Annotated in this window: 14 protein-coding genes and 4 pseudogenes; 16 read left to right on the top strand and 2 right to left on the bottom strand. The window is 68.9% G+C overall.

Annotation, left to right across the window (positions count from 1 at the left end; genetic code table 11):
• Positions 1-50: 50 nt before the first annotated feature.
• The 11 genes and pseudogenes from RM704_RS30555 to RM704_RS30505 form a co-directional block, all read left to right on the top strand.
• Entirely contained in the window at positions 51-1,445 is a 1,395-nt protein-coding gene (locus RM704_RS30555) for an alanine racemase (RefSeq protein ID WP_311591385.1), read from the top strand.
• A gap of 50 nt (positions 1,446-1,495) precedes the next feature.
• Positions 1,496-2,476: an ornithine cyclodeaminase gene (locus tag RM704_RS30550; RefSeq protein ID WP_033532400.1), complete on the top strand. Its 981-nt coding sequence runs from the start codon at positions 1,496-1,498 to the stop codon at positions 2,474-2,476.
• Positions 2,473-3,909 (top strand): MATE family efflux transporter, encoded by a 1,437-nt coding sequence (locus tag RM704_RS30545; protein WP_052146605.1) that lies wholly within the window; start codon positions 2,473-2,475, stop codon positions 3,907-3,909. The genes RM704_RS30550 and RM704_RS30545 overlap by 4 nt, the downstream gene beginning before the upstream one ends.
• Entirely contained in the window at positions 3,906-5,048 is a 1,143-nt protein-coding gene (gene hisC / locus RM704_RS30540) for a histidinol-phosphate transaminase (RefSeq protein ID WP_033532401.1), read from the top strand. Before RM704_RS30545 ends, hisC begins: the two co-directional genes overlap by 4 nt.
• Positions 5,045-6,028 carry a PLP-dependent cysteine synthase family protein gene (locus RM704_RS30535; protein ID WP_033532402.1) on the top strand — a complete coding sequence of 328 codons (984 nt, stop codon included), beginning with the start codon at positions 5,045-5,047 and terminating at the stop codon, positions 6,026-6,028. Before hisC ends, RM704_RS30535 begins: the two co-directional genes overlap by 4 nt.
• A 272-nt stretch (positions 6,029-6,300) precedes the next feature.
• Positions 6,301-7,326: an ABC transporter substrate-binding protein gene (locus RM704_RS30530; RefSeq protein ID WP_033532403.1), complete on the top strand. Its 1,026-nt coding sequence runs from the start codon at positions 6,301-6,303 to the stop codon at positions 7,324-7,326.
• A gap of 58 nt (positions 7,327-7,384) precedes the next feature.
• Positions 7,385-8,437 carry a FecCD family ABC transporter permease gene (locus tag RM704_RS30525; protein WP_052146606.1) on the top strand — a complete coding sequence of 351 codons (1,053 nt, stop codon included), beginning with the start codon at positions 7,385-7,387 and terminating at the stop codon, positions 8,435-8,437.
• Complete coding sequence (locus RM704_RS30520; protein ID WP_033532405.1) at positions 8,437-9,252, top strand: ABC transporter ATP-binding protein; 816 nt, start codon at positions 8,437-8,439, stop codon at positions 9,250-9,252. Before RM704_RS30525 ends, RM704_RS30520 begins: the two co-directional genes overlap by 1 nt.
• A gap of 479 nt (positions 9,253-9,731) precedes the next feature.
• Positions 9,732-10,415: a hypothetical protein gene (locus RM704_RS30515; RefSeq protein ID WP_311591380.1), complete on the top strand. Its 684-nt coding sequence runs from the start codon at positions 9,732-9,734 to the stop codon at positions 10,413-10,415.
• Positions 10,416-10,884: 469 nt separating this feature from the next.
• On the top strand, positions 10,885-11,367 hold the full coding sequence (locus tag RM704_RS30510) for a hypothetical protein (RefSeq protein WP_033532406.1): 483 nt from the start codon (positions 10,885-10,887) through the stop codon (positions 11,365-11,367).
• Between the two features lie 631 nt (positions 11,368-11,998).
• A pseudogene (locus RM704_RS30505) lies at positions 11,999-12,251 on the top strand (IS1380 family transposase); the annotation flags it as partial.
• Between the two features lie 143 nt (positions 12,252-12,394).
• On the opposite strand, the pseudogene RM704_RS30495 reads toward RM704_RS30505, so the two are convergent.
• Positions 12,395-12,656: pseudogene (locus tag RM704_RS30495) on the bottom strand (hypothetical protein); the annotation flags it as partial.
• A gap of 45 nt (positions 12,657-12,701) precedes the next feature.
• Positions 12,702-13,712, bottom strand: coding sequence for a GlxA family transcriptional regulator (locus RM704_RS30490; RefSeq protein WP_063774553.1), 1,011 nt, complete (start codon positions 13,710-13,712; stop codon positions 12,702-12,704).
• A gap of 87 nt (positions 13,713-13,799) precedes the next feature.
• On the opposite strand from RM704_RS30490, the pseudogene RM704_RS30485 reads away from it, so the two are divergent.
• The 5 genes and pseudogenes from RM704_RS30485 to RM704_RS30465 form a co-directional block, all read left to right on the top strand.
• Positions 13,800-14,735: pseudogene (locus RM704_RS30485) on the top strand (NADP-dependent oxidoreductase); the annotation flags it as partial.
• A complete protein-coding gene (locus tag RM704_RS30480) occupies positions 14,724-15,527 on the top strand; it encodes a nuclear transport factor 2 family protein (protein ID WP_311591454.1) in 804 nt (267 codons plus the stop codon). The pseudogene RM704_RS30485 and the gene RM704_RS30480, both read left to right, overlap by 12 nt.
• A gap of 180 nt (positions 15,528-15,707) precedes the next feature.
• Positions 15,708-17,097, top strand: a pseudogene (locus RM704_RS30475) (IS1380 family transposase).
• 778 nt (positions 17,098-17,875) lie between these two features.
• On the top strand, positions 17,876-18,295 hold the full coding sequence (gene panD, locus RM704_RS30470; RefSeq protein ID WP_033532407.1) for an aspartate 1-decarboxylase: 420 nt from the start codon (positions 17,876-17,878) through the stop codon (positions 18,293-18,295).
• Between the two features lie 49 nt (positions 18,296-18,344).
• On the top strand, positions 18,345-18,689 hold the full coding sequence (locus RM704_RS30465) for a GNAT family N-acetyltransferase (protein ID WP_033532408.1): 345 nt from the start codon (positions 18,345-18,347) through the stop codon (positions 18,687-18,689).
• The last annotated feature ends 288 nt before the right edge of the window (positions 18,690-18,977 follow it).

The raw sequence follows: 18,977 nt of genomic DNA, 5'->3' as shown, positions 1-18,977 counted from the left end.
GTTCGTCAACCCTATTGAAAATGAGTGTCATAATCATATAAAAGTACGGGGTGCTCATCTCACGACTCGCGCAGGAGCCCTCGACGGCCGGAGTCCGGCCCTTCGCCCTCACCGCACTTCGGCATCCCACCGTCTCCACCCTCCTGGCGGATCACCGTGCGCTGCTCGCCGACCTGCTGGAGGGCCTGGGATCGCCCCTGCACGTCGTGCTGCCCGAGGTCTTCGAGGAGAACGTCAACGGACTCCGGCAGGCCTTCGCAGAGGCGGGCGCCACCGCGGACATCCTGTTCGCCAAGAAGGCGAACAAGGCCGACTGCTACGTCAGGTCGGCCGCTGCCCTCGGTGTCGGAATCGACGCCGCCAGCACCCCCGAACTGGTCAAGGCCCTGGCCGGCGGAGTGCCGGGACACCGGATCGGCATCTCCGGGCCGGAGAAGGACGACACGCTGCACGCTCTCGCCGTCCAGCACGGTTGCCTGGTCGCCGTCGACTCGATCAGCGAACTCCGCCGACTGGCCGGGGCCGCGCGGTTCGCGGGGCGGCAGGCCCGGGTGCTGCTGCGGTCCCGCACGGCCGGCCAGCCCGGTAGCCGGTTCGGGATGTCCACCGACGAGCGTGAGGCCGCCGTCGGTCTGTGCGCGGAACTCGCCGACCACATCAGCCTCCAGGGGTTCTCCTTCCACCTGTCCGGCTACTCCACCGCGGAACGCGCGACCGCGGCGAACGAGATGATCGAGCACTGCCTCGACGCCAGGCGGTGCGGCTTCCGCTCCGCCGAACTGGTCGACATCGGCGGCGGATTGCCGGTCCGCTACGTCGAACCCCGACTCTGGGACGAGTTCATCGAGCAGAACGAGCCGGCTCACTACCACGCGGCCAAGAGCTTCGAGGACTTCTATCCGTACGGGGGGCAGCCCGCCACCCAGGCAGTGCGCGCGATCATGGCGCACCCGGTCGACGGCGGCGAGAGCCTGTCGAAGAAGGCGGAACGCAACGGCATCCGGTTCGTCGTCGAGCCCGGCCGGGCCCTGCTCGACCAGGCCGGATTCACCATGTACCGCGTACAGCAGGTGGACGACCGACGGGACACCGACGGCTACGCGATCGTCACCGTCGCCGGCAGCAGTTTCAGTCTCTCCGAGCAGTGGTTCAACAGTGACTACCTCCCCGACCCGCTGCTGATGTCCGCTCGGCCCCTCGCCGACGAACTGTTCCCGGCCTGCGTCGCGGGCTCGACCTGCCTGGAAAGCGACCTGCTGACCTGGCGGAAGATCGGCTTCCCGCGGCCCGTACGGCGCGGTGACCACCTGGTCTACCTCAACACCGCCGGCTACCAGATGGACTCCAACGAATCACCGTTCCATGACGCCGCACTGCCGTTGAAGGCCGTCTTACGGCTCGGTGAGGGCGGGGCGCCGCCGCGCTGGCGGCTGGACGGAATCTGATGCGACCTCGAACGAATCCGACGCGACCGCCAACGAAGGAGAAGACTCGCATGTCCCAGAACTACGCCCCACCCGGGCAGTTGTGGCTGTTGCCGCAGTCCCAGCAAGAAGGGCTGGACCTCGACCGCCGGCAGGTGATCGCGGTCGTCGAGCAGGCCTACCGCGCGCTGCGCGAAGGCGGCTCGAACAACCCGGTCAAGACGATCATCGACGACCCCGACCACCGCTCGCTGAGCTATTCGATGGTGGCCAGGGACGGGGGCAGCGGCACCGTCTGCTTCAAAGCCGTCTACGAGTTCGACCCACGCCGCACGCGTGACGGTTACCGGTTCCACTCGTTCATCTTCCTCGTCGACGACACCACCGGGGCACCCATCGCGCTGATGGACGTGGTGAAACTCGGACCGTTGCGGTCCTCGGCCACCACCGCGCTGTTCGCCCGCGCGGCCTGCCCCGACGCACGAAGCGCCCTGGTCGTCGGCACCGGCGTCCAGGGACAGGCGGCGCTGCCGATGCTGCTCGCCGCCATGCCGAAGTTGGAGCGGTTGCAGGTGTTCGGCACCTACTCCGAGGGTCTGCGCGCCGTCCAGGACAGTGTCGACGGCCGCGAGGTCGAGATCGTCAAGGATCTCCGCGAGGCCGCCGGTGAGGCGGACATCGTGCTCGGCGCCGCCGGCCTGTCCGTCACGGAGGAGGTCAGACGTGACTGGATGAAGCCGGGTTCGGTCGCCGTACTCCTCGGGTACGGCGTGCACGCCGACGTCTGCCACGGCGCGGACTACCGGATCGCCACCGACACCGCCCAGATGCACGCCACCTGCGACGACCTGCGGGGCGAGGACGGCAGCCTGCCGTTGGTGGACGCCCAGTTGCCCGACGTCCTGCTCGGCCGCGCACCGGCCCGACGCGATCCGGACGACGTGGTCTTCGCCTACAACAGCGGCATGGCGGTCACGGACGCCGCGCTGGGTCGGTACATAGCCGATCTCGCGCTTGCGGGCGGGCGCGGGGAAAAGGTCAACTTCTGGTGAGCAGTACCCGAACAACCGGCACGACCGATGCGGCAGAGAACGGCGTCGGCTGGTGGGTGAAGAACTCGCGGGCGCTGCTCTCGCTCGCGTTCCCGCTGATCCTCACCAACTTCGCCTATGTCGCGCTGACCACCGTGGACATCGTGATGTTGGGCAGGCTCGGCGCGGTCGAGATCGCCGCCGCCGGTCTGGCCATCGCACTGTTCAACCAGTTGCGCACCACCGGGACCGGCCTGGTCACCGGGGTCAGCAACCTGGTGGCCGAGGCGCGGGTGAGGGAGGACCGGGAACGGATCGGCGCGCTGCTGTTCGCGGGCTTCTTCTGGGCGACCGTCTGCGGTGTGGTGTTCTGCGCGGTGCTGCTGCTGATCGGCCCGCTGCTCATCCTGCTGGGTCAGGACCCGAAGGTGGTCGACAAGGCAGGTGACTTCCTCACGGTCCTTGCGCCGGGCATGCTGCCCTGCCTGTGGTTCCAGAACCTGCGGCACTTCACCACCGGCCTCAAGCGGCCCGGCCCGCTGCTGGCCATCACGCTGGCCTCGGTCGGCGTGACCATCGGCCTGAACTACGTACTCATCTATGGCAAGTTCGGTCTGCCGGAATTCGGTTTCGTCGGCGTCGCGATCGCCACCGTCACCGTGTTCCTGCTGTCCTTCCTGGCGTTCGTCGCGGTGATCCTGCGCGACCGCGTCCTGCGCCCGTACCTCGTCGCGCCCGACGCGCGGCGCTGGAACGGGGACGCGGTCCGGTCCGTCTGGCGCCTCGGCCTGCCGATCTCGGGAACCTATGCCTCGGAGGCCGGGTTCTTCAGCGTGCTCACCCTGATCATCGGCTCCCTGGGCGTGAACGCCCTGGCCGCACAGACGGTGCTGAACCAGATCGTCTACATCGTCTTCATGATCTCCGCCGGTCTGTCCCACGCGGCGTCGATCCACATCAGCGAGGCCGACGGGGTGAACGACTACGCGGCAGCACGCAGAACGGGGCTCCTCGGCACAGCCTGGGGCGTGATCGCGACGCTGGTGATCGCCGTCCTGTACCTGGCGATCCCGAACCCGATCGTGTCCCTGTTCATCTCGGCCGAACACGCCGACAACGCGGACATCGTCGCGCTCACCGTGACCGGACTGCTGATCGCCGCCCTCATGCAGGTCTTCGACGCCACGCAGAACATCGGCAACGGCATCCTGCGCGGCATCGGCGACACGGCCGGGCCGTTCCGGATCTCCCTCGTCGGCTACTGGCTGATCGGACTGCCCGCGGGCTATCTGCTCGGAGTGAGCGCCGACTTCGGCGTCGAGGGCGTATGGATCGGCCAGACCATCGGCCTCGCGGCCACCGCCACCATCTTGCTGGTCGCGTTCCTGCGCCGCGTCGACCGGCTCCACCGAGCCGCGTCCGGAGCACCCGTCACGGAACCGGAGTCGCCATGAACCCCGTCCTCGCACCAGCCACTTCGGCGTCCCTGATACGCGGGGAAGTGGCCAACCTCCCGCTCTACGATCCCGGCGCCGACCCGGCCGAGGTGGCCGCCCTCAGCGGCTCCCGCCGAGTGATCAAACTCTCCAACAACGAGAACCCGTACGGCCTCTCTCCCGCGGTCGCCGAAGCCATACGCCTCAGCGTGGCCGGCGGCGTCTCCCGCTACCCCGATCCCACCGGCAAACGGCTGGCCGAGGCCATCGGACAGAGCCTGGACGTGCCGGCCGAGCGCGTCGTGCTCGGCAACGGTTCGGAGAACCTCCTGGAGCTGCTGTGCCAGGCCGTACTCGACCCCGGCGACCTGGTGGTCACCCAGGCACCCGGTTTCAGCCTGCATGAGATCTTCCCCCGCGTCATGGGTGCCCGGGTCGTGAAGGTCCCGGTCACCGCCGCGTTCGGGTTCGACGCCGCCGCCTGGCGTGACGCGCTGGCCGCAGGCCCGAAACTCGTCTTCCTCGCCAACCCCTGCAACCCCACCGGTGTGATGCTCAGCGCCGACGAACTGGAGCAGGTCGTGGCCGGCCTGCCGGAGTCGGCCCTGCTGGTGCTCGACGAGGCGTACGGCGAGTTCGCCCGGGCCAACCCGGAGTACCCCGACGGGCTGGCGGCCCTCCGCGCGCTGGACCGGCCGTGGATCGTCCTGCGCACCTTCTCCAAGGCTTACGGCCTGGCGGGCGTCCGGGTGGGGTACGGCATCGCTTCCGACGCCGCCCTGATCCAGGCACTGGACCGGGTCCGTACTCCGTACAACGTCAACCAGCCGGCCCAGGACGCCGCGATCGCCGCGCTGGGCGACCACGAGCACCTGGCGAACACGGTACGCCGGACCGGTCTTGAGATCGCCAGGGTCACCGACCGGCTGCGCGGCGCGGGACTGTGCGTGGTCCCGTCCTGGACCAACTTCCTCTTCATCGACACCGGCTGCCGCTCCGACTGGGTCGCCCAGGAGCTGCACCGCGCCGGAATCATCGTCAAGGCGTGGCGCGAGCCGGGATACGAGAACTTCATCCGAGCCTCCCTGTCGACACCCGAGGAGAACGACGTCTTCGTGCGGTGCCTGACGGAGATCTGCGCGAAGGGACAGCTGTGATCAAGAGCAAGGTATCCGACCTGGTAGGGCGAACCCCCCTGCTCGAGCTGGCAGTTCGGGACGGCGCTGGAACCGTGCTGCTGAAGATGGAGCAGTTCAACCCCACCGGCACCGCCAAGATCCGGATGGCCAGGAACATGGTGGACGAGGCGGAGGCGGCGGGGCTGCTCGCCCCCGGCGGGTGGCTGGTCGAGTCCACCTCCGGGAACACCGGGCTCGGCCTGGCACTCATCGCCGCCGAACGCGGCTACAAGTTCACCGCCGTGGTGGACAACCACTCCTGTACGGACAAGCTGCGCGGCATGCTCGCCTACGGCGCCGACATACTCAATGTCGCGGGGGAGGCGGAAGGCCTCGCCACCGCCGAACGCGACGCCGTGGCCGAGCGCCTCGCGGCCGAGCAGGGCGCGTACTGGACCGCGCAACACCGCAACCAGGGAAACCCCAACGGCTACAGACCGCTCGCCCGCGAACTGCACGACGACCTGGGCGACGACATCCACTACCTGTACGGGGCCGTCGGTACCGGTGGTTCGCTCTGCGGCACCGGTCGCGTCCTGCGGGAACGCATTCCGGACCTGCAGATCATCGGTGTCGAGCCGGTGGGGTCCGTCGTCTTCGGCGGCACGGGCGCGCCCTACCACCAGTCCGGGACCGGTACGCCCGAAGGCTCGGAGATCGGCGGCGTCGTCGACTACGACCTGTTCGACCAGGGGGTCAAGGTCACCGACTCGGAAGCCTTCGAGACCTGCCGCTACCTGGCAAGGAACTTCGGCATCCTGATCGGCGGTTCGGCGGGCGGAGTGGTCTACAAGGCCCTGGAGCAGGCGCAGAGCGCGAAGCCGGGGACCACCATCGTCGTGCTGGTGTGCGACGGTGGTGACAAGTACCTGGACACCGTGTTCAACGACGACTGGATGGCGGCCAACGGCCTGTTCGACGAGCAGGTGGTCCATCGGCTGGCCGCGATGCTGCGGTAACGCCCGCACCGGCAGAACCGTCAAGACCCCGCGCTCCGCGTGCCTGGGTCCCGGGGCGTGCGTCTGTGACGCGCGCCCCCAAAACCGTTTCAGGCGCCCTCGGGTGCGGGCTTCGCGCACGCCCGCGATGTGTGCCCCCGATGCCATGGCCGGGACGCCCGTGAGCTGCGAACGGGCCCCGCGCGGAGGCTTCTTCGGCCGAATTCGACCGGCGCTCCGGCCGGCGTACTCAGGGCTTCAGGACTCGCGTACGAGCTGGTACCCTGCAGCCGATGAAAACGAAAATGATAACCAGATCGGTTACGGCTCTGGCGGTGCTCGCGGTCGCGGGGTGCGCCACAGACCAGTCCACAGGTGATCGCGGGCAGGACGCGAAGTCGGGGAAGAACGCGACGGCCTATCCGTTCACCATGAAGAACTGCGGCACCGATGTGACCTACAAGGCCGCGCCGAAGAAGATCGTCACTCTGGACCAGACCGCCGCCGAGATCCTCATCCACCTGGGGGTGGGCGAGCGGATCGTCGGATCGGGCTACGAGGTCGCGAAGACGCCGGACGCCATCGCCGAGCAGTACGAGAAGATCCCGATCCTGTCCGCGCCCGGACAGGAGATCAAGCACGAGAAGCTCCTCGAAGCACAACCGGACTTCGTGTACGGCAGCTTCGCGAGCATGTTCACCAAGGAGCAGTCCGGTGACCGGAAGGAACTGCACGAGCTCGGCGTGCCGACCTACCTGAGCGAGTTCGACTGCAATTACCACGAGAGCGTGGCCGGCGCGGACTACGACATGCTGTTCGAGGAGTTCCGCCGGCTCGGCAAGATCGTGGGCGAACCCGAGGCGGGGGAGAAGCTGGCGACCGAACAGCGAGCCATGGTGGACAAGGCGCTGGACAACGTCAAGAAGCGGGACAAGCCGCTGAAGGTGATGTGGTTCTACTCCACCTACGAGGGCACTCCGTGGGCGGCGGGCCCGGGCGGCCTTCCGCAGCACATCTCCGAACTCGTCGGTGTCGAGAACATCTTCGCCGACGCCAAGACCAAGTGGGCGGAGGTGAGCTGGGACGAGGCCGCCGCCCGGAACCCCGACGTGATCATCCTGGCCGACCTGACCCGGGGCGAACCCAACGACACCGCCGCGGAGAAGATCGAGCTGCTCACGAAGGACCCTCTCACCAGCAAGCTCGACGCGGTGAAGAACAAGCGGTTCATCACCCTCCCCGGCCCGCACATGGATCCCAGCTACGGTGCCGCGTCCGCGGTTCCCGAACTGGTCGACGGCCTGAACAAGCTCGGGTGAACCGAACACCACCATGACGACGAGTTCACACCGCACCTCCGCACCCACCGGCAGCCCGATGACCAGCCGTGAGACGGTCCCGGCTGGCGCGCCGCGCGCCGCCACGGCGGCGCTCTTCCTCCTCGCGACGGCGGGGCTCGTGGCGTCGGTTGTCACCGCGTCCTTGTTCGGGAGCGCGGACATCCGGCCCCTGGATGTCGTCTCCACGATCCTCCGGCACATCGGGCTGGGTGCGCTCGCCCCCACCCCACCCCTGCCGGGGCTGCTTGACGCCCTGATCTGGGAGTCGCGCTTCCCGCGGGTGTTGTTGGCGGCCGCCGTCGGCATGGGTCTTGCGGTCTCGGGCGCGGTCCTGCAAGCGGTCACAAGGAACGCCCTGGCCGACCCCTACCTGCTGGGAGTCTCCTCCGGCGCCTCCACCGGTGCGGTCACCGTGCTCCTGCTGGGCATCGGCGGAAGCATCTCCCTCTCGACCGGAGCGTTCGTCGGGGGCCTGGTCTCCTTCGGCCTGCTGCTGCTCCTGCTCGGTGGGGGACGCGTCGCCAGCCCTTCCCGCGTGGTGCTCACCGGCGTGCTCGTGTCCCAGTTCTTCGCCGCGGTCACCTCGGTCATCCTCATGGTCAGCGGCGACGCCAACTCCACCCGCGGGTTCACCTACTGGCTGCTCGGCACCCTCGGCGGCGCCCGGTGGGAGGGGGTGACCGTCACCGTCCTGATCATCCTGGCCGGAGTGGTCGCGGTCCAGTTCTTCGCGCCGGCCCTCGACGCCTTCACCTTCGGATGGGACTCCGCGGCCGCCCTCGGGATCGACGTCACCGCGGCTCGCATCTGGCTGATGGTGCTGACCTCGGTCATGACGGCCGCCGCCGTGGCGGCCTCCGGCGCCATCGGATTCATCGGGTTGCTCATCCCGCATGCCGTCCGGATCCTCGCAAGCCCGACGCACCGCTCCCTGCTTCCCCTGTCCGCCATCGTCGGCGCCATCTTCCTCATCTGGGTGGACGTGTTCGCGCGGACGGCGTTCTCGCCCCACGAACTGCCCGCCGGCGTCATCACCGCCCTTCTCGGCGCGCCCGCCTTCGCGCTGGTCCTGAAGCGTCTGGAGTCCTGATGGGCCGCATCACCACCACCGGACTCTCCTGGTCGGTCAAGGGCCACCGGTTGCTGGACAGCATCGAGATGGCGGCCGAGGACGGGAAGATCGTCGGCCTCCTAGGCCCCAACGGCTCGGGCAAGTCGACACTGCTGCGGCTGCTCGCCGGACTGCGCCGCCCCGACACAGGAACCGTCCGCTACGACGACACCAGCCTGCACGACCTCGGCCGGCGGGTCCTGGCCCGACGGCTCGCCGTCGTCGAACAGGACGTGTCCGCACACAACCACGTCAACGTCCGACAGGTCGTGGAACTCGGCCGCACACCGTTCCGCGGCAGATTCGACGCGCTGACCGAGCACGATCGGCGGATCGTCGACGCGGCGCTGGAACGCACCGACATCGCCGACAAGCAGCACCAGAGCTGGCACACCCTTTCCGGAGGGGAGAAACAGCGCACCCAACTCGCCCGCGCCCTTGCCCAGGAGCCCCAGGAGATCCTGCTCGACGAACCCACCAACCACCTCGACATCCGTCACCAGCTCGAACTCCTCGACCTGCTGACATCACTGGACATCACGTGCGTCGTCGCCCTCCACGACCTCAACCTCGCCGCCCGGTACTGCGACCACATCGTCCTCCTCGACCACGGACAGGTCGCCGCAGCGGGCGTCCCGGAGACCGTGTTGACCCCGGATCTGATCGAGTCGGTCTACGACGTCAACGTCCTCGTCGACCGCGAACCCACCACCGGCACCCTTCGCATCACTTACCTGGCTGCCACCGCCACGGGAACGACCCCTACGAAAGCGATGCAACTGGATCCCCAGTAGGGCTCACCATCGGCCGCCGGCTTACGTGTTCGCACGTCGGCGTACGTCACGATCGCGTCGCGGTGTTCGCGTCGCGGAATCGTTCAGGCCGCCCCCGCCGCAGGCTCGGGAGAAACCGTGAGATAAGGGGCTCGCCACCGGGATCGCATCGCGGGGATTCTGAGTCGCCGGCCGACGTCACCGCGGCCCGCCGGTCGGGCGCGGCCTCGGCCATGCCCCGGTCGGCGACGGGCCCGGAGGAGATATCGCGTTCTGCGTCGTGGAGGAATCGCCCCCCCCGAGCCGGTCGGTTCGTGCCGGTGGTACGTGCAGCGGGGCCCGCCCTCCTGGCAGGCATGGCAAGGATGAACCGATGGCCGTCCGCCGGGTCCGGGTGCGGTCCGCGCCGAGCGGCTACGGTGGTCCCACCGCATGCGCCGCCCGGGGCGCAAGGGGTAGGGCCGATCGGCGGGCGACGATGCCGGAAGGGGGCGAGCGCGGTGTCCCGACGGGTGCGCTATGGGGCCGGGGTGGTGGTCTTGGCGGCGGTCGCGGTCCTGATCGGCCTGCTGGGACGGCCTTCGGGCGGCGACGGCGACCCTGGCGCAGACTCCGCGATCCCGGCCTTCTCCGTCGCCCCGGGGTCCGCCGGGCGGCCCATCACGCCGACGGCCCCGGTGCCGGAGAGCCCGGTGGAGACGCGCCTCAACCTCTTCTCGTTCGGTGGCCTGTGCCAGGAGGACGGGAGCCGTCCCGTCCCCCGGGCGGCACGTGTGTCGGCGTCGGGGCCCCGCCCTCTGGTCGTCCATGTCAACGGGCTGCTGCACCAGTTCGAGGGCAGTGGCGGCTATGACCGCGCCGACCCGTTCACGCCGCTGCCCGAGCGGGTACAACTGGTCGCCTGCGCCCGGTACGAGGGGCTGGGCAAGCTCCTCAAGGTGTGCCGGTACCACTTGCCCGCCGAAGCGAGCCGGGAGATCTCCCACTACGAGGGCCGGTACGAGGTGCGGGTTCTTGAGGCCCGTACCGGCCGTGTGCTCGGCACCCACCGCATCGCCGGTCGTACCTCCGTCACCTGCACACCGTTCGTCGAACGCGGCGCGGACAGCGAGGAGTTCCAGCCCCCCGGCGACGCGGCGTTCCGAGAACTTCTCGGCCCCTACGCGCGCGGCGAGAAGCCCTGAGTGGGGCGCCGCCGCGGGCCTGTCACGGCGACAGGGTGGGGCGCGACCCGGCGGGATCCGGGGCTCTGGTTGAGGATGCCGAAGCCGCTGCTGGTGAGGGCTACCACGTGGGGATGACTGTGCGACGGCTAGGGCTTCACGGGTCACCATGCAGTGGGCTCGCACCACCAACACCAACGCGTGATCACGGTGCGGGTGTTGACGGTCTGGGGTGCGCTGCGTGGACGCCGGGCATCGCACGAACTAGGCATAGGGCATCGAGGCCGAGACATCGTCAGACGTCTGCCCGGCGCCCGTGCAGCACACCACGAAGTACGAGTGAACTGGTCAAGTAGGCGCCGGACGCCGCACGGCCTGTCGACGCCTGCCGCTGGAGCGGGAGGACAAGCGATCCGTTCCAGCACGCACCCCCCGCGAGTAGCTGATGCGACTATCAGCCCTACGAACGAGCTTGTGAAGGAGCCGCGAGGTGGGTCACGAGTCATCGCACTATCGACAGCTCTACCGGCAGTCACTGTTCTACCGGCCCGGAAGCACACTGCTGACCACGATCCGCGCGTACACGGGCGGGCCCACGCCGGCCCGCCCCGACGACCCGGCTGTCCGTTTCCATCCCGAAGGAGTCGCGTATCACCAGGCATTCGGGTACGTCCCCGTGATCAAACTGGGCTGGCCGGCGGTCCGAGCAGTCGCCGTTCTTCCCGGACCGGTCCCGGACCGACAGGCCCTGTGCGTGTACCGGTTCAACGAACCAGCACAGCCCGACGTCCCGGCCGACGAAATGTTCACCGGCACTGGACGGGGCCTCGGAACCCACTTCCAGGCGCTGTTCGGCACGAGTCTCGTGGTACATGTGCACCACGTACGGGGCCCGTCGCTGAAGAAACTCGCCCGGCGCCTACCCGCCTGGACAGACGGCCGCATCACCCTCACCACCGAACGCCCGGCTTGAAGCGGGCCGCCCACAAGGGGCTCTGTGGGCACATCGAACCTACTCGTGAACACCCGTCATCGCTCAACGACGCGGCCCAGCAGAGGCGGGCACGGACCCCGTGGATCAGCGCAAGGTGGTGGGGGCCAGTCGGATCGTCTGTCACTGCTGCATCCGGACCTGACATCTCATCAGCGCCGCACAAGATGCCCCACGCACCCCGCGGCAATCATTCGCAACCACTACTCACAGGGAAGAAGGTGCCGACGATTCCACCCACAAGACTCCTCTGGACCAGGGTCAGTGACCATCCCCTCCGCGCCACCCGCCCTCGGGGCGTAACAAGCACATCGCACGCTGCTGTAGCGAATCCCGACCGGCGAGCGTCGCGGTCCGTGGCGAACTGCGCGCGCCCGGTCTGTCGTGCGCTGTCGCGCGCTGTCGCGCGCTGTCGCGGATCAACGCTTCGTGGATTGGGCGGAGTTCGGGACCGTTAGGCTGGATGCAGATCACTGCTGCGCCACCTGTGCCGGAGAGGAATCCCCAGGTGCCCCGTCCTCAGCGGCGCCCGACGAAGCTTCCCCACACGGCCTTGGCCGGTTGGATCACCCGGTCCGGGATGAGCTATGGCGCCCTGGCGATCGAATTGAATCTGCGGGCCGAGACCGACGTGTTCGGCCCGGTGGCATCCGACCCCACGGTCTCCCCTCTCGTCGACACCCTCGCCGCAGCCGGACCGAAGGCCCTCACCGCGATCCGCACGGCCCGAAGTACGCACGCGGGTCTGGGAGCTGGCCGGGACGAACGGCCCGGCCGCCGACGACAACGTGACCGTGGACATCGACGGCGTGCTCGTCCTTGCGCACTCCGACAAGCAGGACGCCACCGCGACCCGGAAGAAGACCTTGAGCAGCTGCGCACACAGGTGGAGCAGAACGACGCGCTGCGGCCCGGCCGCGAGGGACTCGAGGACCTCATCGCGGTGTGGGTGGGGTAGTCGGTGTAGCCGGCCGCGCCGCCGCCGCAGAAGGTCGCGGGGCGGGGGTGTTCAGGGGTGCGCCCGCGCGTATGCGCTCGACCAGGTCGGGGTTGGCGAGTGCCATCGAGCCCACCCGTAGAAGTCGATGACCTGGGCGTTACGGTCGGGTGCAGCGGCGGGTTTCGCCGAAGCCGTTCATCCACGAGTTGGTCCGCTCCACCACCCACCTCTTGCCGATCTGGATTGGGGCGGGCGTGCCCTTGCAGGCGATCTGGGCGTCGAAGCCGATCTCGTCGAGCAACTCACGGGTGCGTTTGCTGTCATACCCGCGACCGGTACCGGTCCCCGGCATAGTCGATGGTATGACGTGCATAATTTAACATTGAGGGCCACGTGCTTGACCGTCCCGCCGGGCATCCGCCGCGGCGGCACGGCTCGTTGCCGGTGCGCCTCGGAAGGTGCGCCGGTAGGCCAGTGGTGTGACGCCGATAGCGGCGTGCAGGTGTTCGCGCAGCGAGGTGCCGCCGGCGAAGCCGACCTGGCCGGCGATGTCGTCGACCGGCAGGTCGGTGGATTCCAGCAACTGCCGGGCCCGGTCGACGCGTTGCTGGATGAGCCAGCGTCCGGGGCTCAAGCCGACTTCTTCTTTGAAGCGGCGGGCGAAGGTGCGCTGGCTCATGTTCGACTGCTCTGCAAGGTCGCTCAGCGTCAGCGGCTTGTGCAGGTTCTGCAGCGCCCACTGCCGGGCGGCGGACGTGTCGTTCGCCGTTGCGTCGGGGACCGGGTGTTCGATGTACTGCGCCTGGCCTCCGTCGCGCCACGGGGGGACGACGCAGGTGCGGGCCACACGGTTGGCGATCTCGCTGCCGTGGTCCTTGCGGACAAGGTGCAGGCAGACATCGATGCCGGCAGCGGCACCGGCCGAGGTCAGCACGTCGCCTTCGTCGACGAACAGGACGTTCGGGTCGAGTTCCACCTGCGGGTACCACTCCCGGAAGAGGCCCGTGGCGTGCCAGTGCGTGGTGGCCCGGTGCCCGTCGAGCAGCCCCGCCGCGGCCAGCACGAAGGCGCCGGTGCAGGTCGACACGATCCGGGTGCCGGGGGCCACGTACGCGAGGACTTGCGCCAGGTCGACCGACGTCTGACGGCGGGGGTTGCCGGTGTGGAACGGCGCGATGATGACGGTGTCGGCGGTGCGCAACGCCTCCGGGCCATGATCGACGGTGATGGAGAAGTCCGCGTTGGTGCGCACCGGGTGACCGTCGATGGTGCAGGTCACGACCTCGTAGCGGCCGTCCGCGGCGCCGAAGACGCGGTGGGGAATGCCCAGGTCGAACGGGTACACCCCGTGCGAGGCGAGGACAACGACGCGGTGCACCTTGATCACGGCAGGATCCCGTCGAAAATTGGCGATCGCGCCATTGTAGGGGCCTGTGACGGCGGCCAGGCTGGGCCCATGACGGACACCGAAGCCATGCGAGCCATCAGCCAGGACACCTACGGCGCCCCCGACGTGCTGCAGGAAACCCTGCTGCCCAAACCGGCGCCAGGGGTGAGCGAGATCCTGGTCGCCGTCCACGCGGCCGGGGTCAACCCGACCGACTGGGGGAACCGTGCCCAGTCCGCGACCATCGCCCGGATGCCGCTGGTGCTCGGCTGGGACGTCTCCGGCGTCGTCGAGGCCGTCGGCGTGGGCGTCACGCTGTTCAAGCCCGGCGACGAGGTCTTCGGCATGCTGCCCTACCCGGGCGGAGTCGGCTCGCACGCCGAGTACGTGACCGGGCCGGCCCGCGTCTTCACGCACAAGCCCGCCGGCATCGACCACGTCCAGGCGGGTGCGCTGCCGCTGGCCGCGCTGACCGCCTACCAGGCACTGGTCGACACCGCTGGCGTCCGGGCCGGGCAGCGAGTCCTGATCCACGCGGCGGCGGGCGGCGTCGGTCACCTCGCCGTGCAGATCGCCAAGGACCGCGGCGCGTACGTGATCGGCACCGCCAGCGCCGCCAAACACGACTTCCTGCGATCCCTCGGTGCCGACGAGGTCATCGACTACCACAGCGTCGACTTCACCGAGGTGCTCAGCGACATCGACGTGGTCCTCGACCCGATCTCCCATGACTACGCCGCCCGCGCCCGATCCGTGGCCGTGCTGCGCCCGGGCGGCACCCTCGTCTCGATCCTTCCGGTACCCGTCGACGCCGGCGAACTGGCGGCGATCGCCGAGCGGGGGATCCGCTACGAGTCGCTGCTGGTCGAGGCCGACCACGCCGGCATGCAGGCCATCGCCGCCCTCGTCGAGACCGGCGCACTGCGCGCCCACATCGACGCCACCTTCCCGCTCGCCGAGGCCGCGAAGGCGCACACGCTCGGCGAGACCGGCCGCACCACCGGCAAGGTCGTGCTGACTGTCCGAGACAGCAAGGCACAACTCGCCCAGCAACTGCTGCATGACGTGTTCGTCCTCGGCGACACGGCCATCGTCGATCGGGTCGTGCGGCCCGATTCCTACATCCAGCACAACCCCCTGGCGCCCGACGGAGCCGACGCCCTCAAGAACTTCAGCGGCGCCATGCGACAGCAGTTCCCGCAGGCCGCCTTCGAGCCCCGCCGGATCATCACCGACGGCGATCTGGTGCTGCTGCACTCCCGCTATGTCATGGTGCCGGGCACCCCGGGTCTGGCCGTGTTCGACCTGTTCCGCTTCCAGGACGGCAAGATCGCCGAGCACTGGGACGTCATTCAGGAAGTGCCCGCCACCACGGCCAGCGGCAACGACATGTTCGCCACGCTCAGCGAGCCGCGGACCGACGCGGTCGGGCAGCGCTGGTTCACCGCCTACCACAAGGAACTGGTCACCGCGTTCGTCGACCAACTGCTGGTCCGCAAGGACCTGACCGCCATCGACGCCTACGTCGGCGCCGACTACCACGAACACAGCCCGAACATCTCCGACGGCGCGGCCGGCCTCAAGGCCGACCTGGGCAGCTACTTCGACAAGTTCCCGCAGTCGAGTGTCACACCGAAACGCGTCATCGCCGAAGGCGACCTGGTCGCCGTGCACAGCCACTACGTCGACACGCCGGGCGAGCGTGGCCGGTCGGTCATCGACCTCTTCCGGGTCCGCGATGCCAGGATCGTCGAGCACTGGAGCTCCGAACAGGCCGTGCCCGAGACCGCCGCCAACGACAACACGATGTTCTGACAGCCGCCGGGGGCGGGGCGCATCGTGTCCAGCCCCCACAAGAGCGACCGGCATTAGCCTCGCGCTTTCATGGGCGTGCTCGTCCTCGTCTTGATCAAATAAGCAAGAGAGTGCTCCTGACCTGCAACGATGGGACTTGTCTAGGGTCCTGTTGGCTGTACGGGAAGAAGCACTCTCCAGGTGAGCAAGCGTGTCGGGTGGTACCCGCGTGTCCGCGTCGAGGGCGGCGGCCGCGGGGTGGTCTCGCAGGCCGGGGCCGTGCTGCTGGTCGAGACGGTCCGCAAGGTGGGTCTGGACACCGAGATATCGGCGGCCATGGCGCCGTGGCGCAAGCCGCGGACGGTGCACGACCCGGGCAAAGTCCTGCTGGATGTCGCGCTCGCGACAGCTCTGGGCGGGGACTGCCTTCCCGACGTCGCCATGCTGCGGGCCGAGCCCGACGTGTTCGGCCCGGTGGCATCCGACCCCACGGTCTCCCGGCTCGTCGACGCCCTCGCCGCAGCCGGGCCGAAGGCCCTCACCGCGATCCGCGCGGCCCGAGCCGAAGTACGCACGCGGGTCTGGGAGCTGGCCGGGACGAACGGCCCGGCCGCCGACGGCAGCGTGACCGTGGACATCGGACATCGACGGTGTCCTCGTCCTTGCGCACTCCGAGAAGCAGGACGCCACCGCGACCTGGAAGAAGGCCTTCGGCCATCATCCTCCGCTCGTCGCGTTCGTCGACCACGGCCAGGCCGGGTCCGGAGAGCCGGTGGCTGCCCTGCTGCGGCCCGGCAACGCCGGCTCCAACACCGCCGCCGACCACATCGAACCCGCCCAGCTCGCCCTGGCCCAACTCCCCAGACACCTGCGGCGGGGACACCAGACGCTGATCCGCACCGATTCCGCCGGCGGCACTCATGCCTTCCTCGACTGGCTCTCCAGGCCGGGCCGGTGGCTGTCGTATTCCGTCGGAATGACCATCACCGACGCCATCCACCAGGCCGTGCTGAAGATCCCGAAGAAGGCGTGGACGCCGGCCTACGACGCGGGCGGCACCGAGCGGCCCGGCGCCTGGGTCGCGGAGATCACCGAGATGCCCGACCTGAGCACGTGGCCGAAGGGGATGCGGCTGGTCGTCCGCAAGGAACGGCCGCACCCCGGCGCCCAGTTGCGGTTCACCGACCTCGACGGGCTGCGGCTGACCTGCTTCGCGACCAACACAAAGGGCGGCCAGCTCGCCGACCTCGAACTGCGTCACCGCAGACGGGCCCGCTGCGAGGACCGCATCCGAGGCGCCCGCGACACCGGACTGCGCAACCTGCCCCTGCACGACACCGCGCAGAACCGGATCCGGCTGGAGATCGTCTCCCTCGCACTCGACCTCCTCGCCTGGATGCCCATGCTCGCCCTGACCGGCAAGACCCGCCGCTGGGAACCCAAGAGGCTCCGCCTGCGGCTGTTCTCCGCCGCCGCTCAGTTCGTGAACACCGGCCGCCGCCACTGGCTGCGCTTCACGGCCCGATTGCCCTGGACCGACGTCATCACCCACGCGATCGACAGACTCCGCATCCTCCCGAACCCCGGCTGACCAGCCACTTCGACCATCCCGACAACCCTCACCACCACACCGGCGAAGTGGAACCCGGCGCCCACCCGACGCGAGAGCCGGGCCCTCAGCCTGCCCCAGCCCCGAAAAGACCCCACCGCACAGACACAAAGCCCCCGTCAGCAAGCTGACGGGGACTCATGAACGATCGAGGCTAAAGGATCTTCTGCTGCTCCAGCCGGTTGAGGACATCGGTCTTCTTGTAGAGAACTTTGGCATTCCTGCTGCGGCCTAGCTTGTATCCCTTCAGCCCAAGTTTCGATGAGGACAGGTTCCACTCGGCCGCGATCTTCCTGGGGGATGGATGGGAGGCAGACTTCGGCGGAATTCTTTTTGGATGTCAAGGTTCTCTCGGGTTGGGCGGAGCCCATCGTGCTGCACCCCAAGGTCACTGTGAGGGCAAAACAATGATCAGAGGAATCGCCGGTTTGTTGTGCGCCGCTAGATCGGACGAAGGGGATTAGTTCGACCTGGCGGTCGCGGGAGTCGAGCCCGCTGTGGCGATCGTCACGGAGATCTTCGAGGTCCGTTGCGTACGCTGATCGCGGCCGTTCGTGAGGGGCGACCCGGGGCGAGGGTAGCCCCGTGTCCCCCTTCCGTTGCCTGATGCATCGATCGTCAGAGAAGTCAGCATTCGGTCAGCATGAAAGCCTGAGAAACCCGGGGTGAGTAACCCGAAGATGCGACTCGCTGTAAGGTGTGAAAACAGCCCTTGACCTGCAAAAACGCAGGCAGGGAGCCTACTTGTGGGAGTGCCTCGATGTTGCGTACCATGTTCAAGTCCAAGATCCACCGCGCCACCGTCACCCAGGCCGACCTGCACTACGTCGGGTCCGTGACCATCGACGCCGATCTGCTCGACGCCGCCGACCTCCTGCCAGGTGAGCTCGTGCACATCGTCGACATCACCAACGGCGCCCGGCTGGAGACGTACGTCATCGAGGGCGAGCGGGGGTCCGGGGTGGTCGGGATCAACGGGGCCGCGGCCCATCTCGTGCATCCCGGGGATTTGGTGATCATCATCAGTTACGCTCAGGTCTCCGACGCCGAGGCCCGCGCCCTGGAGCCCAGGGTCGTGCACGTGGACCAGGACAACCGGATCGTGGCGCTGGGTTCGGACGCCTCCGAGCCGGTGCCGGGTTCGGACCAGCGGCGCAGCCCGCAGGCCGTCTCCGTCTGAGGTCTCGGGCGACCCGCTCGGCGTCCCCGATCCGCATGCGAGGAGTGCCATGAGCGACGTACAGATCCGCGACGACCGGGCGGCCGGCCGGCTGGGGGCCTTCGCCGGTGACGAACTGGCCGGTCACATCCAGTACTTCACCCTCGAATCCCCGCAGGGCGCGCTGGTCCCGGTCCACACGATCGTCGAGCCGGCGTACGAGGGGCAGGGCGTCGCGGGCTCGCTGGCCCGGGAGCTGTACGGCATCGCGGCCCGCGAGGGCGTCGTCGTCGCCCCTCTGTGCCCGTACGTCGTGAAGTGGGCCGAACGCCACCCCGAGGAGGCCCCCGCCGCCGATCCGGAGCTGCTGCGGGCCGCGAAGGACTGGCTGATCGCCCACCCCGAGGGCTTCTGAGGAACCCGTCGGCGGGGGCGGTCGGCGGCCGCTGTCCGTTGCTCTTCGCCGTGCTCCGCCGTTCTGTGCCGTTCTGCGCCGTTCTCCGCCGTTCTCCGCCGACCGGGTGACTGGCCGTGCGGGCGACGGGTACCCGTGGCTTCAGTCCATGGCCGACGTACCCCTGGCTGGAGGACGCGATGACGCATCCCGACCCGGACCCCGTGAAGCCCGGCCCCACCCCGGGCCCGGGCCCCGACCGCCCGGAACCCTTCCCGGAGCCCCCCTTCCCCGACCCTGTCCCCACCC

It is taken from the genome of Streptomyces gottesmaniae, from assembly GCF_031845845.1.
Taxonomy (GTDB): Bacteria; Actinomycetota; Actinomycetes; order Streptomycetales; family Streptomycetaceae; genus Streptomyces; species Streptomyces akebiae.
This window is presented reverse-complemented; position numbering and strand designations above follow the sequence as displayed.

Coding starts and splice junctions, on each gene's coding strand:
- RM704_RS30520 (WP_033532405.1), top strand. CDS start 8,437: ATGGGCCGCATCACCACCACCGGACTCTCCTGGTCGGTCAAGGGCCAC.
- hisC (WP_033532401.1), top strand. CDS start 3,906: ATGAACCCCGTCCTCGCACCAGCCACTTCGGCGTCCCTGATACGCGGG.
- RM704_RS30550 (WP_033532400.1), top strand. CDS start 1,496: ATGTCCCAGAACTACGCCCCACCCGGGCAGTTGTGGCTGTTGCCGCAG.
- RM704_RS30530 (WP_033532403.1), top strand. CDS start 6,301: ATGAAAACGAAAATGATAACCAGATCGGTTACGGCTCTGGCGGTGCTC.
- RM704_RS30525 (WP_052146606.1), top strand. CDS start 7,385: ATGACCAGCCGTGAGACGGTCCCGGCTGGCGCGCCGCGCGCCGCCACG.
- RM704_RS30465 (WP_033532408.1), top strand. CDS start 18,345: ATGAGCGACGTACAGATCCGCGACGACCGGGCGGCCGGCCGGCTGGGG.
- panD (WP_033532407.1), top strand. CDS start 17,876: ATGTTGCGTACCATGTTCAAGTCCAAGATCCACCGCGCCACCGTCACC.